Source organism: Pseudomonas sp. NBB (assembly GCF_032701105.1).
Taxonomy (GTDB): Bacteria; Pseudomonadota; Gammaproteobacteria; order Pseudomonadales; family Pseudomonadaceae; genus Aquipseudomonas; species Aquipseudomonas asiatica.
Map to the genome: position 1 here is coordinate 1583748 of NZ_CP103994.1, position 15751 is coordinate 1599498.

Genomic DNA, 15751 nt, shown 5'->3' on the forward strand with positions numbered 1-15751 from the left:
TCAGTTTTCAGTCAGCACAACGGGCGAAACTGGGTCAGTTTTCGGTCAGCGGCAACAGTGGAAGCGATCCGCAAGCTCATTCATCAGAAGATGACTGCAGTCCTCTATTGGGCACTGCTTGGCGGGCTGCTTAGTAAAATTGCAAGCGCATATCGCTACTTTTAAACCTCACCTTTGGAAAGGTGAGGTTTGCGAAAGTTTGGGTGTAAAGCAGTGCGGTTTTCAACAGCTCCGCTGTTTTAATTTAATGCTTGCTCAAGCTTCTAGTGTTGTAGGTGTTTAAGTGATTAAGTTTTTGAGGTTCGAAATATTTGCTAGTGCGAATATCTCGTTTTCTAGGCACCATTGCTCCCAGTTTATCACTTCTGACCAGTCGCTCATAAATACGAAGTCAATTTTTGCTTCGCTAGCGGCCTTGTAATCATACTTGCTGTCACCAATGAACAAGGCTGGTGCGATAATATTCGTTCGGGATTGCTCGCGCGAAAGAATATCTTCTTTGATATCGGGGCTTCCAAATATGCCACCATCAAACAGGCCATCAAGTTTGCGCTGCGTAAAAATCTCACGGAGCTCAGCTTGGTCGCCGCCGGATACGACCAACCAGCGAGTGTTCGGAGTATTATCTCGAAGCTCCTGAAGCCCAATCGCTACATCGCAACTGAGCAGGCCGCTCCTGACGAACTCAGCGTAACGATCAAGAAGATTTTCTAGTGTGACACCCTCAATGTGCTTGGTAACAATATGCTCTAAAAAATATGAGAATTTTTTATAACGTGAAACACCGCCATTTGCAACGTGGTAGTCTGCAAGAGCCTGAGCGGCTATTTCGCCGTAAGGCAGTGCTGCCTGGTAGAAAGCTTGGGTTTTAACTTTGTTTGAATCCAGCAGAACTCCATCACAATCGAACACCAGTGTTGCATAGGAGGCAGGGTTCAGTTGGATATTTTTCATAGGTTAACCAAGCCCTTTTCCAGCAAGCATTCCGCGATGGTGAAGTCTTCCGGCCAGTCAATGTCATGGCTTATCAACTTTCCTAGGGGGTGAAGATAAGGCTTGCGTCCGATCCGGTCATCTAGTTCCCTGTAGATACTTGCATGCGCCAGGAATATACCGCTATTGACTTCATGCACAGGAGTAAGTGTTTGTGTTCTTGGCCATTTTTCGAGGCTTCTATCATAGTTCATGGCTTCGCCGTTCTGCCAAAGGAAGCCGTGCAACAGGTTTGTCGTCATCAAGGAGTCATACCCATCGAGCACTTTTTCATTGTGAAGCTTTACAATTTCATTGTAGTGGCTGGCGGTCAGGAACGGCGATGTGACATGGGTCCACAAGATGTTGCCGTCCTTGATCAAATCAAGAGCGTGCGCAACCAATTGGTCAGTACTTGTCTGGCTGGAAGACAGGTCTTCCCGTCGTTTATGAAGCTGGATCTTGCTGTTTTGAAGCGTCGATGCGTAGTCAAGGATGCTTTCATCGTTAGTGCTCAATACGATCGCATCAATGGCGTCAGCTTCAAGCAACTGCTTCAGTTTTATTTCAATCAAGCCGAAGGCATGGCCGCCAAACGGTTTTATGTTCTTGTTCGGGATGCGTTCGCTGCCTTTTCGGCAGGGCAGGAAACACGTCGTTTTTTCAAAATTCATTTCAGTGGCCCATAAATGCTTTGGCAGTCAATGTCATACCGAGTTGGCGTGAGGCAGAGCAAAGGTGTGCTGGATGGTGTGTCTTGATACTGCCGCAACAGTTTATTGGTATCAGTATTACGCGGATCTTCGCCAGGGTAGCCGTCAAAGCCGGCCATCAGAATGCGTTTGGCCTTGCCGGAGCTGGCTGCAGCCATGGCGTAGGCGACGACCAGCGAAGTCGGGATAGTGCAGTGGGTGTTCTCGAATGCGAAATTGTCAGGCTGGACATTCAGGCCGAAATCAAGAACATTTTTATTGGCGAGCGCCCCCTGTACGTCGATCGGCAGCATGGAATAGGGCGTAATCAACGGCTGGGGCAGTTCGATATGCGCCTCGCAGTCCGCCAGAAGACGGACGGGATGGCAGGCAACCCTGACATCAATCAATTCAGCAGCAATTGAGCTCTGCGTGTTCAGAGCCATCACAACCGGTTTGTGCTCGCGAATGAAGTGTTCCAATGCTTGCCGGTGCGCTGCGACACCAGGGCCAGTACCCAAGAGCAACACGTCTTGGTCAGCAAAAAGCGCTTGTGGCGCCCATTGACCGGTGGGCACGCCGCGGTAAAAGTGTCGCGCTGCATCCAGTGTATGAACGCTGAACTTTTTACCGCCCTCATTGCGAAGGTATTCAATCACCGCAAGAATATCTTCCTCACCGAAGCGGGAGTCACCCAGCATTTCCTGTATATAGGTTGGGTGAATGCCATATTTGCCAGCGAGGTAGTAGTAGGGGTTGGTACCCCAGCCATACGTAACCTGCATCGGCTTGAAGTGCTCGCGAAGAAGCGTCATCAAAGGGATCAGGTTGGCTGGCTTGCCGGTGCGTGCGGCAATCTCGATTGCAAGCTCTTCAGTACGGGCATTGCCGGGGCCACGGCCCATGCCCGTTACTGTAGAGTCAACCCAGGTAACACCCTCATCCATTGCGCGCAATGTATTGGAGAGTGCCAGGCCCAAGTTATCGTGGGTGTGGATGCCCAGTGCACCCTGCCATTCACTACGCAGCCACTGGATGATCTGTGCCGCCTCATCCGGGGACATGCTGCCCATACTGTCCGCAAAATACAGTACATCCAGCGGATAGTTATTCGCAAGTTTAGCCAGTGCCTTGATTTCGCTCTCTGAGCAGTTTGCAATCTGCATCAGGTTGAAACCGACATCGTAGCCCTGTTCCTTAAGCCAGCTCGCCGCAGGCAGCGCTTCTGCAAACTCATGCACGTGGCAGGCGATACGTACCAGGTCAACCGGCGATTCGTTGGCAGAGTTGGGGAACAGCCGCGGCAGTGCATGCTGCCCGCCGTTTTTTCCGACCAGTTCGCTGCCGTTTACCATCACGCCAATTGTCATGGAAGGGGGCAGATCGAGCGTCTTCAGGAAGGCATCAGTGGTATACGCGCAGGCGCCACTAAAGCTGCTGTTTTTCAGCGAGCGCAGGCCCAGCTCGATCGTCTGTATCCCAGCAGCCTGCATGGCAGTTATATATTGGGCGATCAGCGCTTCGGAGAAGTTCCAGTTATTGTAGTAACCACCATCTCGTAGAGTGCAGTCCAGATGCTTCATGTCAATATGTCCCTGTAGTGATGGGTGATGGTATGAGTGCTTCAGGAAGGATCAGACGAACAGATGCGACTCTGATTCTCACCGGATACCAATTTTCTGGGGGCGCAATATCCTGGTTCTGGAGGCAATGACAAGCCCCCATAGGGACCGGTCAGATAGTCCAGGCTTAAAGCCGGGTGGTAATAGGGGTCGTTGTAGCGGATAGACCACCGTTCTGTAAACAGTTGCTGCTCTCGCTGGGCGCGCGCCATCTTTTCTGGCGAAACATCTTTGCCCCGGCTAGCGGATTCGGCATGGATCAACTGGGCGAAAGCGGTCCAGACATTACGCAGGCCCAGTTCTTGGATACGCAAACATAAATCGACGTCGTTGAAGGCCACGGGAAACGCTCGCTCATCCAAGCCCTGGACGGCGTCGTATACAGACTTGCGTAGCAGCAGGCACGCCGCAGTAACCGCGCTTTGCCGCCTGGTGATCTGGTTCATCCCTAGGTAGCCCGCATCGCGTTGGTCCAGTGCATTACCGGTGTGCGCAGCAAGTCCATTCACGCCAACGACAACGCCACCATGCTGGACCATCCTGTTGGGCCATAGCAATTTGGCGCCCACTGCTCCAACTCCGGGGCGAAGTACCTGTGAAACCATCTCTTTGAGCCAACCGCTTTCAATGATTTCGATATCGTTGTTGACCAGGCCGATCAGCTCGCCAGAGGCAAGGCTCGCTGCGCGATTGTTGATCGTCGAATAGTTGAAGGGGTAGGGGTGCGCAACAATTTTGACGCCGCGCTGCATGAGCTCGGCGAAGTAGGCCAACGTTTGTGGATCAGTGGACTGGTTGTCGACAACAATGATTTCCAGGTCCGGGTAATCCGTATTGTTCAACAAGCCCTCGATGCATGCGTGCAGCAGCTTGTACTGGTCCCGAGTGGGGACAAGCAGGCTGACACGTGGCAGTTGCACGGGAAGGGGCCAGTGCGCCCGTAGCAAAGCTGGATAATCGGCTACAGCACTGACCTGTGCACCTGGGGCCAGGCGCTGGCACAACCAGGTAATGGCGTCTTGGCGTTGCTTAGAAGGCGGAGCTTGCTCCGGGCTTGTAGGGGCAATACTCGAGCGGTGGTAGAGTACTCGCGGTAAATGCGTTACAGATCTGTTGTTCAGCTCTGTAGCCAGTGCTATTCCAGCAACCAGCTCGTCCCGGTTCATAACCAGCTGCTTTGCACCTGTCCTGAGCAAGGCCAAAGCCTCTTCAACAATGGCGGCAGAGAATATTGCACCATCAGAAAAAATGTCTGCACCCATGAACAGGTCAATGTCCCAAACCGGCTTGAACCATGGCTGGCTGCGTTGGCCTTGTGGCCCGTCGCGGTCACAGTCGGCGAAGGCCCAGGCGCAACCATCCTGAAGCAAATTACCAAGCTGCATGATGGCCTGTGGTGCCAGCCTGTCACCAGAAACGATCGGAATTATGCTGTCGCAGCCAGCTGCCAACAGCTGTTCAACTGCGGGTAGGAGGTTAGCTGGGGCAGCTTTAGCCAGCTGACAAATATTTTGAATGTCGCCGCCCAGGCTATCGAGGCTGATTTGCTCGAGCGCAGCATTACCTTCACTAACCAGCAATACGCCGGGTTTGAACTTGAGGGGGGTGACTGCGATCGGGTTCTGCTTCTGGAAGGCTTCGAACCATCGGGGATAATGTTGCCATCCTGCGCTTTTTGGCAGGCGCGAGGATTGTTCTTTCGCCACTTCTGTCAGCAGGGCCAGCAGGGCCGTATCGGGGTTCGGTTGAAGCTGTTGCAGTAAGCTCTCCAGGCCCTCGGGGCGGCAGCGCAAGCGGATGGGGCTTCCAGATAGAGGCATCCCAAGGTCATTCAGTACTTCAATGACGTGCAGCTTGCCATCTGCCAGTTCCCACGGCAGGTCAATTGTGAAACCGTGGTCACTGGTGGCGCGATAAGCGAGCGCCTGGTGATGCATATTGCATGTGGCCTGCGCGATGACACGGTTGTCTTCACGAAGCGTGACCTGAACATGGCGATGCGGGGTTTGAGGGTCCCAGCACCAGCCGGCGACGCGCAGCCCGCCGGTGTGCCATACCTGTGACGCTACAGCGGCGGCTTCTTGCCGAGGGGAAGAGGGCAGCAGTATTTCCCCTTCGAGCTCGAAGCCAGTATTCGCAATTTTTGCAGTTATCAGTTGGGCATCTTCGAGAACTCTCTGGCGTAACTGAACCGTAAAGCCATGAAATTGATCGCCGTGTGGCGCGTCGGGCTCATATTGGTCTGCCTTGGCCAGCGCTACGCTGGCGCCATCAATGAACACTTCGATGACAGGCCGCAGGTGTGGCTGCGTGACATCCATGGCCCAGCCCTGCAGAACATCCCCATGAAGTCCGTTGATACAACCACGAAAGGAGGAGGGCGCTACAGGTTTCTGACCTGCCGGCCGGTCGTCGAGGACGTTCTGTGTCATCAGCTTTGGCTCAATGAAAAGGGTAATTGGGCTACAGCGATTGCCCCTGCTTCAGTGCCCAGAGAATGGGGACTGGTATACAAAGGCAAATCGAATTGCTTGGCAAGCGTCGGAGCAAGCCATGTCGCTCCGGGAGAGGGAGCGAGGCTTACTACCGCATCACACCCGGCCGCTTTGACAATTTCCGTCAAACTGAAACCGTTTACCGCGGGTAGCACCTGCACGGCACCTGTTGCCGTTAAGGTTTTCAGCCACGGTGTGTCTTGTTTCACCAGCAGGGTAACTGGCAACCGCTCCCGGGTGATGCGCCTGCCAAGGCTGACCCAGCTCTGGATGAGTTGCGGGTTATCCAGGGTGTCGCCAATCATCAGTACGTGTGGTTTGCTGGTTGCAGGCGCAGGGTGAGCCAGGCCGGGTTCGACAACGAGGTTGGCTTGTGGATACGCCTCGTTAAATGCGCAATGCCAAGATCGCCACGGCAAGATGACGCTTTCTGCCTGGGTGACAAAATGCTGCCAATTGTAGGTGGGGTCCAGACCTTGCAGATGGCCATCACGCTGGACAATTGTGTAAGGAATGCGTAGCACGGCAGGCAGATCACAAAGCTTGGCGGGCGTCCGGAGCTGATGCTCGAACACGATGTTTTTAAATGGCAGCGCCGAAAGACTGTTCACCAGCTCGGGGAAGTCACCGGGTAACTCGTAGTCAAGTTCTAACGCCAAGGGGGCTAGCGGGGCCTTCAGCGTTACCCAAGTGCGATGGCTGTCGCGCTGCCACACGAGGGAGAGGCTGTGTTCAGGGCCTGTACCGTCATGGACATGCAGCGTATTGCTGCCTTCCTTGGGCCATTGAGAACGCTTGCTCACATCATTTTGTTGAGCGAAACGAGCCAGGCGAGCGCGCTGCAGTGCATTGCGAGCGGGCTTGATTGGGTCGCGTAGGCAGAACGCTTTGTAGCGCGATGAAGCGTCTGGATACCGGCGGCGCAAGATCGCGTTGTTCTGTGCTACGCGCAGTGTTTTTTCGGCCCCAAAAGAAACCCCACCTTGATGTGCCACGAAAACATGCGGTGCGCCCATGTGCCTCCAGCCAAAGCTGCGAGCGCGCAAGCACCAGTCTGTTTCCTCGCCATAGCCACGAGCCAGATGAACCTCATCCAGATAACCTACCTGGTTGAGCGCCGTGCGCTTTATGTACAGGCAGAAACCACAGCCAGTCTCGATTTCGACGGGATTGATGTTGGCGTATTGGGCAAGTTCGTCCAATTCTGCCTGCTCGCGTGCGCTGGGCATTGCATGGCTGACCTGGCTTTGAGGAAAGCTCATCAACTCGCCATTGTTGGTGAAGGGTGTTACGGAAGCAATATCCTCGCTGCTGTAAGCTACATTGCGTAACCGATCGAGCCAGTTGCCATGCACCCGTGTGTCAGCGTTTAGCCATACCACATCCTTGTCGGGGCTCATGGCCATCGCGCGGTTCATGGTACGGATAAAGCCCAGGTTAACAGCGTTGTTCACTAGTGTGATCTTGCCTTTGCCCGCGAGTAGCTTCAGCGCCTTTGCCAGCCCTCGCACCGGAGTAGCATCTTCAATTACAACAAGGCGATGAGGTGTACGGTTCCGCTTGCGGGCTTCGAGTGCGCTATTAATGCACTCCAAGGTTTCGTCCAACCCGTTAAAAACCGGTATCAGTACATCGACGTGCTGCTGCACGCCCTCTGCACGGTGTGCAGGGGGGGAAAATGACGGCATCGCGAACACCGGGCTGCCCAGTAACGGGGTGTTGTCGGCAAAATGGACATGCACGGCGGCTGTCGGGTTTGGCACGCTGATGCGGAAGCCGCCATGGGAGGCGGGCAGGCCGGCGGCACTAAGTAACGGGTGAGGTATGTTGGCGACGGCGTCAACCTTCGCGCTGCCAGCCTCGATCTTCAAGGAGACCAGAGCCTGCGTATTCCTGATATCAAGGGCCCACCCTTGGACTTCGCGTTGCTCCTGCAGGTAATGCACAACACCTACCACAGCGGGAGCGTCAGCTTGCGCCGCAAGTAACTTGATTACTTGAGCCAACTCCTTGGGTGCGCTGATCTCTGGCAAGTGGGCAAGAATCATGCTGCGCAGCGTGGCGGGTGTTTCGGACTGACTGCGTGCCTGCCATAGCAGCATACGAAGGTTAAGGTCACCCGGTATTTTTCGCCATGCCAGCGTCAGATAGCGAGTAGCGAGTTCGGCGTCCCCTTGTGCCAACAGGGCGCGTCCTGCCAGTGCTTGTACATCGGCGCGGTCTGGTAACAATTGTGCTGCGTTGACAAGAAATAAAAAGGCCAGCTTAGGGTCATGCGGCAATGCCGCAATGCCTTTCCATATCAACGCCTCCGGGCGGTGCTCAGCGATTTGCATGGCCCGCTCGAGTGCGCGGGCGGCAAGTTCATCTTCACCTGCCTTGCGATGGCGATGGAAAATGTCCATGAGCGTTTCTCGCCCATGGTCGAGTTGTATGGACATAAGCTTTGGCTTGGCTACACAAATAAAAAAGAGGGGCGACCCGAAAGTCGCCCCTTTGGCATATGCCCAGCCCTAAGGCCAGGCATATGCAGCGCTACAGCAGGGCTAGTTAAACTTGGCCGTGCAGTACAACAACGTTGTCGTTGTGAGCAACGGCTTCGTCGGAACCAACGATGCCCAGGGCAACGTCTGCTTGAGAAGCGCCAGCTTCCAGCTGAGCAGCCCAGTGTGCCTTGCCGGCGTCATCAGCAGTACGGTCCAGAGCGGACTGGTACAGCGAATCGATGAAGTCGGAGTTGGCTTTCGAGGCAGCTTCGGCAGAGCCTACGATCGCTTGAGCGATATCGGCACGGCTAGCGCCGTTGAACAGCTGGGATACCCAGTTCTGCAGGCCAGCTTCGTCAGCTTCGCGACCCAGGGCAGCTTCGTACAGGTTCTCAACGAAGGTACCGTTCGACGCATCCAGTGCCTGAGCTTCGGCCGAAACCGAAATGGCAGCTGCTACGTCAGCCAGGCTGCCGCCGTTGGCCAGCAGGTCGGTCCAAACACTGGAACCGGCGTCGTCAGCAGCACCACGACCCAGCAAGGCCTGGTACAGGTCGTTAACGTCAGCAGCGTTGTTAACGCCTGCGAATTCAGACGAATTCAGCAGGGCATTGGCAACGTCGGTCAGCGAGCCACCGTTGTTGACATAACCAGTGAAGAACTTGGCGCCTTCCTGGTCTACGTCGCGGTCCAGGATGCCTTGGTACAGGCGCAGGGCAGCGGCTTCGTTGTCGTTCTGAGCCAGGGCAACGGTTTCAACTTCTTCACCGTTGACGAAGGTCAGGAACTCAGCGCCAGTGATCGAAGCGGTTTGGTTACCGGTCAGGTTGACGTTGAAGTTGTTGCCGACTGCGAAGTCGTAGTCATCGCGCGAGCCGTCCAGCTGGACAACGTCGTAGCCAGCACCAGCGTTGACGATGTCAGCGTGGTTGCTACCGCTCAGGATGATGGTGTCATCGCCGGTACCGGTGGTAACGTTGTTGTTGCCAGCGCCAGCGATAACGACGTTGTTGCCGTTGCCAGTAACGATGGTGTCGTTGCCGTCGCCAGCGTCGATCAGGGTGTTCTGGTCGCCTTTCACGGTGATTACGTCGTCACCGTTGCCGGTGGTAACTACCAGGTCGATGGCCGAGGTGTCGACAGCCAGGGCAGCGAACAGTTGTACGTCGGCAGCGCCAGCGGCAGCTTGGCCTTCCAGGTTCACAACCAGGTTGGCATCGCTTTGCAGGTTGTAAACGGTGGCGCCAGCGGCTTCAGCGGCAGCCAGGTCAACAACGACGGTGTCGCCTTTGACGCCGGCAACAGTGCCTTGAACGATGCTTGCAGTGCCGGATTCTGGCAGCTGAACGGTGGAGCCGGTGATGCCAGCAACTTCCACGGTCTCTACGTTATCCAGGTTCAGCAGGCTGTTGATGGCCTCGATAGTGGAGTCGGAGAGGTTGGCGCTTTCGGCGGTCAGAGTAGCCTGTACGTCGCTGCTCGATACGGGATTATCGTATTGCATGGTGTATTCCTGTTACGTCAAGCCATTTGGCCTGCTCCAATAGTGTTCTGCTCAGTTGCAGAGTTTTCCCACGGAGACTTAAGGCGGGCAGCGTTCATCTTCGTTACGGGGGTCAGGGCGATATGCAGCGCCACCAACGGCTCGTTGCCGGTGGGGCCATGCATCATCTGATTGGCGACCAGGCGTTGTGGCTCGGCGTTACCGAACACAACAAGGCCTGTCAATTCGTAGTGTTTGCGCAGCGGGCCTACCAGGCTGAAGCCTACGCACAGCAGCGGCAGGCCCTGGGCGCGGGCACCGACAAAGGTACCGGTGGAGACGTTGCGGCAGGGGCCGGAGCCGGCCACCATGCAGGTATAAAGCAAGTCGACGCCGACGGGCTTTTCTGCCCAGTCGACGGCAAAGGAGTCGATAAAATCGTCAGTGCCCGGTGCGCCAACCCAGCCTTCGCCGGATACCACTTCGCCCATGTTCTTCAGGTGGGCTGTAATCGTGATAGGCAGCGGTTTGGTGCTGGCAGCAATAGAGTGGGCGGGTTCGGCAGTGGCAACCACGGCGTACGTGCGCATGATGGCAGGTGACGTGTCGATGCGGTCGATGCGCAGGTCGACGGGCTCGATCACTTCGTCGAACATGTGGTATTCGGTAATCAGCACGGTGGTCACACCACCTTTCACCCGTGCGACAATGGTGTCGCCCAGCTTGGTCAGCATGTTTTTGCTGACGCCCTCGGCGGGGAAGAAGTCGATAGAGCCTTTGCCCAGCGGTGCTTGCTGCAAGGCAATGCACACGGGCTTGTCAGCAGGAGGCTGCGAGGCGTATCGGAAGATATACATGCCCGGCTCGAGCAGCGTAACCCGTGAGCTGATTTTCAGGCCGTCAAGGGTCTGCGAAGGCATAGACATGGCGTTGTTAAGCTCCTTTTAAGCAAAAACACTGGTAGCTAACTTGCTCAACCCCGTGCGTGCACAAAACGGCCAGTGATGGCTCCCTGCGAGTGGCGAAGATGCCGTCAGAGGGAAATGTTGTCAACAAAGAATTCTAAAAAAAATTTCATATCCGATGGGAACTTAGCGCGGTTAGTGGCGATCTGCCGGGTGGTTTTTCGATACCTGATCACGACGCTTGGACTAAAAATTCTAAGAAAAAAATGACGGAAAATCAGTGATCTGCGGCTGATGGCATGCAATATGCTAGTATTTTGTGGTTTTTTTTGACGTGGGGTCAACGGCTTTTTTCTCTCAATTGCCGTTTGTCGATTCGCGGATGAACGGCATCGCGCACACGATTTTGAGTGTGTCGGATCGCAAAAAAAATTCATGATCCAAAGGGAGCACCGGGGAACGAGCCGGATTCCGGACAATCTGACACGCAGTTGCACCGATGCGGGTGGTACACTGCCCGCCGCTTTCGCCTACCTCAGTATGGATGCCATGAGTACACAATCCGAAAATAACCTGCAAGCTGCTCTCAAAGCTTGTAAAAGCAGCTTCCTTTCGGTCGGTTTTTTCAGCTTCTGCGTCAACGCGCTGATGCTGGTGCCTACTTTCTATATGATCCAGGTGTCGGGGCGGGTCGTGCCCTCCAGTAGCACGTCTACGTTGTTGATGTTGACGCTGATTTTGACTTTATTGTTGCTTACTCTGGGGTCGCTAGAGTGGGTGCGGTCGCGGATAATGGTGCGTATCAGCAATCGGCTGGATGTGCTGCTAAGCCGTGATGTCTACCGAGCTAGCTTCAAACGAGCCCTGCAAAGCGGTGGCGGTGATGCTACTGCGCAGTCTCTGAACGACCTGACTTCCTTGCGGCAGTTTTTCACTGGTGCGGGCGTTTTTGCTTTCTTTGATGCTCCGTGGTTCCCTATCTATACAGTCATAATGTTCCTATTTCATCCGTGGTTCGGGTGGATGACATTGGCATGTGGTACGGTCCTTAGTGTTCTAGCAGTGGTCAATCATCGTGTGACAGGCAAGGCTTTAGCCTCAGCGAATAAAGAGAACGTAGCATCGAATGTGATAACCACTAAGACGCTACGTAATGCTGAGGTCATCGAGTCGATGGGGATGTTGGAAACACTTATGAATCGCTGGGCTAAACGCCAGCGGAACGTAATGATGCTCCAGTCACAGGCGAGCGATAAAGGGGGGGTTGTTAGCTCTGTATCGAAAATGTTCCGTACCTGGTCCCAATCCCTTATGCTGGCGTTGGGGGCTTATCTTGTTATCACACACCAAATTAATCCTGGGCTGTTGATGGCAGGTTCTCTCCTGCTTGGACGGGCTTTGTCGCCTATAGATCAGATGATAGGTAGCTGGAAAGGATTCGTAGCCGCGAAAGTTCAATACGACCGTTTGAACAAAGTTATGAGCGATTTGAATAAGGAGCCTGAGCGGATGCCGCTGCCCGCTCCAGAAGGTCAGATTCAAGTCGAAAACATTATTGTCACGCCTCCAGGTGCAAAAGCTCCGGTTCTGAGGAATGTGAGTTTCGTGGTTCCAGCTGGTGCGATCGTCGGCATCGTGGGTCCTAGTGCGGCAGGAAAGTCCACATTAGTCCGAGCGCTAATGGGTATTTGGTCTCCACAACACGGGGTCGTGCGCCTTGATGGCGCGGATATCGCGAGTTGGGACAAGCAAGCTCTCGGCCCTCATGTGGGCTACTTACCGCAGGACATTGAACTCTTTGAAGGCAGTATTAGCGAAAATATCGCCCGTTTTGACAAGATCGATCCGGATAAGGTAATCGAGGCTGCGCAGATGGCCGGCGTTCACGAAATGATCCTGATGTTGCCGGATGGCTATGACACGGTCATCGGCAGCTCTGGCGTAAATTTGTCAGGCGGACAGCGTCAGCGCATAGGTCTGGCACGCGCCGTTTATGGTCGTCCGCGCTTGATCGTTCTCGACGAACCAAACTCCAATCTTGATGACGTGGGGGAGCGTGCATTGGGTGTGGCCCTGCAGAAGCTCAAAGAAACTGGCGCAACTGTATTCATCGTTTCGCACCGCCCCAATATTTTGGCAAGGCTCGATCGCATTTTGGTGATGTCTGCCGGCACCGTTTCGCTATACGGTGAACGTGATCGTGTCATCGCCGAGCTAGCGGCACAACAAGCGAAGGCCCAGCAGAGGGTTGCTCAGACTTCTGCAGCCAACTCCAATCCGACTGTAGGTCCGGCTGCCGCGTCCGCAGTCGCTAACAGCGCTGGTGTTTGAAAGGATTTCTGAATGAGCAGCAAGGCTATCACCACGTTTGACCATAACTTCGATGACATGCCCACCTCTGATCGAGGTATTCGCCGTTTCGGGTTAACTGTAGTTTTCTTGACTTTTGGAGTGTTTGGTACTTGGGCCGCATTTGCACCCTTGAGCAGCGCAGTGCACGGCACTGGAGTAGTCACTGTGCAAAATTATCGCAAGACCGTTCAGCACTTAGAGGGCGGTATTGTAAAAGAGCTGTATGCGCGGGACGGCGATCTGGTGGACAAAGGTGATCCGCTCATCGTGCTGGATGAGTCGCAGCTCAGTGCAGAGTATGAGTCCACTCGCAACCAACTGATCGTAGCTCGCTACAAAGAAGCGCGCTTGCGCGCAGAGCGTGATGGGTTAGGGGAGATTCCGCCGGTGGCAATGGAGGGCATTGATTCGGAGCGTGCCCAGGAGGCTTTGGCCGGTGAGCAGCAGGTGTTCAAGGCTCGCCACGACTCATTGCAAGGCGAAATCTCGGTCAACCGTGAACGGATCCAGCAGATGCAGCAGCAGATTGCTGGTCTGAATGACATGATTCGCACCAAAGCAGGGCTCAACAAGTCCTACTCAGGTGAAATTAAACAATTGAAGGAGTTATTGGCAGAGGGTTTCGTCGACAACCAGCGCTTGCTTGAGCAGGAGCGGAAACTGGATATGCTCAAGACAGATGTGGCTGACCATCAATCCAATATAACTAAGACCAAGCTGCAGATCAGTGAGACCGAGCTACAGATCGTGCAGCTCAAGAAGAAATTTGATGCGGATGTGGCCAAGGAACTGTCTGACGTTCAGGCGCAGGTCTTCGACCTGCAGGAAAAGGAGGCGGCTCTACGTGATCGGCTTTCGCGTGTGGTGATCCGTGCGCCGGAAAGCGGCATGGTGCTGGATATGAAAGTGCATACCATTGGTGGCGTTGTAAGCGCTGCTACGCCGCTGTTGGACATAGTGCCCGCTCAGTCTGAACTTGTAGTTGAGGCGAAAGTTGAGCCTCGTGACATTGATAGGCTGGAGCTAGGCAAGACTGCGGATGTCCGCTTTTCTGCATTCAACCAGGCCACTACCCCGGTCATTGAAGGCAAGTTGACGCGCATTTCGGCGGACAGCTTGGTAGATGAGCGATCTGGAGAACAATATTACCTGGTCCGCGTCAAGGTCACTGAAGACGGCATGAAAAAACTGGCCAACCGCAAGCTGCAACCTGGCATGCCAGCCGAAGTCCTCATCAACGCAGGCGACCGCACCATGCTGCAGTACCTGATGAAACCGGCGCGCAACATGTTCGCTGAATCGCTGATCGAGGAATGATTGTGCTGCGTTTGCTACCGGGAGTAATGATGTGCATGGTCGCCTGGCAGGCTGTGGCCGTTGAAGGGAAGGGTGGTGAGGGTGTAGTGCCGAAAGGGGTTTCGGCCTCTACCTACGCGTTGGACCTGGTTGGGCTCTACCGTGAGGCGCGCCTGGAGGACCCGCGGGTCCTCGCTGCTTACGCACGTGCGCGCTCTGCCAGCGAGCAGCAACGGGCGGCGCTGGGTAATCTGCTGCCGCAGGTTTCGGCCAATGCCAACTCCAGCCGCATCCTGCGCAAGAACGAAGCCGAGCGTGACATTTATAACACCGAAACCTACTCGCTCAGCCTTACCCAATACCTGTACAACAAGCCGGCTTGGGAGCGTTACCAGAAATCCAAGAGTGTCAAAGACCAAAAAGGTCATGAAGCTGAAGACACACTGGCAGAGGCCACGGTTGACCTTGCAAAGCGCTACTTCGTGGCCCTGGCCGCCGACGACGAACTGGCTTTGGTGCAGGCTGAGCGTCGGGCAACCCAGAAAAACCTCGATCGCGTCAGCAGCATGTTCGAGCGGCAGATGGCCAAGATCACCGACAAGCTCGACATGCAGGCGCGGGTAGATTTCTTGCTTGCGCAAGAAGTTGAGGCGCGTAATCAGGTGCTGGTAAGTCGCGAGGCCTTGGCCGAGATTGTCGGGCGGCCGATTACCGAGCCGCTCAGCCGGGTACGCAATGATGTGACATTGCAGGCCCCCACCCGGCCCTTGCAGAGCTGGGTGACCCAGGCGATTGAAACCAACCCGTTGCTCAAGTCGTACCAAAGCGGGGCAGATGCGGCCAATGCCGCGGTGCGCGAGGGCAAGGGCGAGCACTACCCGCAATTGGGTTTGAGTTTGAGCGCGCAGCAGAACGACCAGGGTTATGACAACACTCAGACGCCACGCAGTGACAGCTATGTGGCCTCGCTGGGGTTGAAAATCCCGATCTACAGCGGTGGTTCCACTTCCGCCCGGGTGCGTGGCTTGTACGATGACCAACTGGCAGCCGAGGAGCAGCTGGAAGGCGTGCGGCGCCAGGTGGTGAAGGAAACTACCACGGCTTACCTGACGGCACAGGCGGCCGTCGAAAAAATCCGGGCGAACCGCAATGCGCTTTCGTCGGCGCAGCAGTCCAGTGTTGCGGCGCAGAAGGCTTTCACCTTTGGCGTGGTCAATGCGGTGGATGTGCTCACGGCGGTGCAGAATGAGTTCAAGGCCCGGCGCGATCTGTTGAAGACGCAATATGACTTCATTACCAACCTGTTCCTGCTCAACCGCTGGGCGGGCGAATTGAGTGAAGAGAGCGTCAATAACGTCAATGTCTGGCTCAGCCCGGTGCCGGAAACCAGCCTGCCGGGTGGTGAAGTGGCTCGGGTGGATGGCCGTAGCTGATTGCTGCAGGTGTGC

10 protein-coding genes are annotated in these 15751 nt (G+C 55.2%); 3 read left to right on the plus strand and 7 right to left on the minus strand.

Features of this window, described 5'->3' with window-relative positions:
• Nucleotides 1–279 precede the first annotated feature (279 nt).
• The 7 genes from NY023_RS07400 to NY023_RS07430 form a co-directional block, all read right to left on the minus strand.
• Nucleotides 280–954: an HAD family hydrolase gene (locus NY023_RS07400; protein ID WP_013971471.1), complete on the minus strand. Its 675-nt coding sequence runs from the start codon at nt 952–954 to the stop codon at nt 280–282.
• Entirely contained in the window at nt 951–1646 is a 696-nt protein-coding gene (locus NY023_RS07405; RefSeq protein ID WP_013971472.1) for a cytidylyltransferase domain-containing protein, read from the minus strand. Before NY023_RS07405 ends, NY023_RS07400 begins: the two co-directional genes overlap by 4 nt.
• Nucleotides 1643–3247 carry an aldolase catalytic domain-containing protein gene (locus NY023_RS07410; RefSeq protein ID WP_013971473.1) on the minus strand — a complete coding sequence of 535 codons (1605 nt, stop codon included), beginning with the start codon at nt 3245–3247 and terminating at the stop codon, nt 1643–1645. Before NY023_RS07410 ends, NY023_RS07405 begins: the two co-directional genes overlap by 4 nt.
• A 41-nt stretch (nt 3248–3288) precedes the next feature.
• On the minus strand, nt 3289–5718 hold the full coding sequence (locus NY023_RS07415; RefSeq protein WP_013971474.1) for a glycosyltransferase family 2 protein: 2430 nt from the start codon (nt 5716–5718) through the stop codon (nt 3289–3291).
• On the minus strand, nt 5718–8186 hold the full coding sequence (locus NY023_RS07420) for a glycosyltransferase family 2 protein (protein ID WP_044047221.1): 2469 nt from the start codon (nt 8184–8186) through the stop codon (nt 5718–5720). The genes NY023_RS07415 and NY023_RS07420 overlap by 1 nt, the downstream gene beginning before the upstream one ends.
• A 145-nt stretch (nt 8187–8331) precedes the next feature.
• Nucleotides 8332–9771, minus strand: coding sequence for a DUF4214 domain-containing protein (locus tag NY023_RS07425; RefSeq protein WP_013971476.1), 1440 nt, complete (start codon nt 9769–9771; stop codon nt 8332–8334).
• A gap of 17 nt (nt 9772–9788) precedes the next feature.
• Nucleotides 9789–10670 (minus strand): hypothetical protein, encoded by an 882-nt coding sequence (locus NY023_RS07430; protein WP_013971477.1) that lies wholly within the window; start codon nt 10668–10670, stop codon nt 9789–9791.
• Nucleotides 10671–11204: 534 nt separating this feature from the next.
• On the opposite strand from NY023_RS07430, the gene NY023_RS07435 reads away from it, so the two are divergent.
• The 3 genes from NY023_RS07435 to NY023_RS07445 are packed head-to-tail and all read left to right on the plus strand — an operon-like array spanning nt 11205 to nt 15736.
• On the plus strand, nt 11205–12986 hold the full coding sequence (locus tag NY023_RS07435) for a type I secretion system permease/ATPase (RefSeq protein ID WP_044047222.1): 1782 nt from the start codon (nt 11205–11207) through the stop codon (nt 12984–12986).
• Between the two features lie 12 nt (nt 12987–12998).
• The gene (locus NY023_RS07440; protein WP_013971479.1) at nt 12999–14324 is read left to right on the plus strand and encodes an HlyD family type I secretion periplasmic adaptor subunit; all 1326 of its coding nucleotides are present in this window, start codon (nt 12999–13001) and stop codon (nt 14322–14324) included.
• A 35-nt stretch (nt 14325–14359) separates the two neighbouring features.
• Nucleotides 14360–15736: a TolC family outer membrane protein gene (locus NY023_RS07445; protein ID WP_410479879.1), complete on the plus strand. Its 1377-nt coding sequence runs from the start codon at nt 14360–14362 to the stop codon at nt 15734–15736.
• The last annotated feature ends 15 nt before the right edge of the window (nt 15737–15751 follow it).

Bases quoted from the DNA above. Each gene is read 5' to 3' on its own strand.
- NY023_RS07420 (WP_044047221.1), bottom strand. From the start codon at position 8,186: ATGGACATTTTCCATCGCCATCGCAAGGCAGGTGAAGATGAACTTGCC.
- NY023_RS07410 (WP_013971473.1), bottom strand. From the start codon at position 3,247: ATGAAGCATCTGGACTGCACTCTACGAGATGGTGGTTACTACAATAAC.
- NY023_RS07430 (WP_013971477.1), bottom strand. From the start codon at position 10,670: ATGCCTTCGCAGACCCTTGACGGCCTGAAAATCAGCTCACGGGTTACG.
- NY023_RS07405 (WP_013971472.1), bottom strand. From the start codon at position 1,646: ATGAATTTTGAAAAAACGACGTGTTTCCTGCCCTGCCGAAAAGGCAGC.
- NY023_RS07435 (WP_044047222.1), top strand. From the start codon at position 11,205: ATGAGTACACAATCCGAAAATAACCTGCAAGCTGCTCTCAAAGCTTGT.
- NY023_RS07425 (WP_013971476.1), bottom strand. From the start codon at position 9,771: ATGCAATACGATAATCCCGTATCGAGCAGCGACGTACAGGCTACTCTG.
- NY023_RS07445 (WP_410479879.1), top strand. From the start codon at position 14,360: ATGGTCGCCTGGCAGGCTGTGGCCGTTGAAGGGAAGGGTGGTGAGGGT.
- NY023_RS07400 (WP_013971471.1), bottom strand. From the start codon at position 954: ATGAAAAATATCCAACTGAACCCTGCCTCCTATGCAACACTGGTGTTC.
- NY023_RS07415 (WP_013971474.1), bottom strand. From the start codon at position 5,718: ATGACACAGAACGTCCTCGACGACCGGCCGGCAGGTCAGAAACCTGTA.
- NY023_RS07440 (WP_013971479.1), top strand. From the start codon at position 12,999: ATGAGCAGCAAGGCTATCACCACGTTTGACCATAACTTCGATGACATG.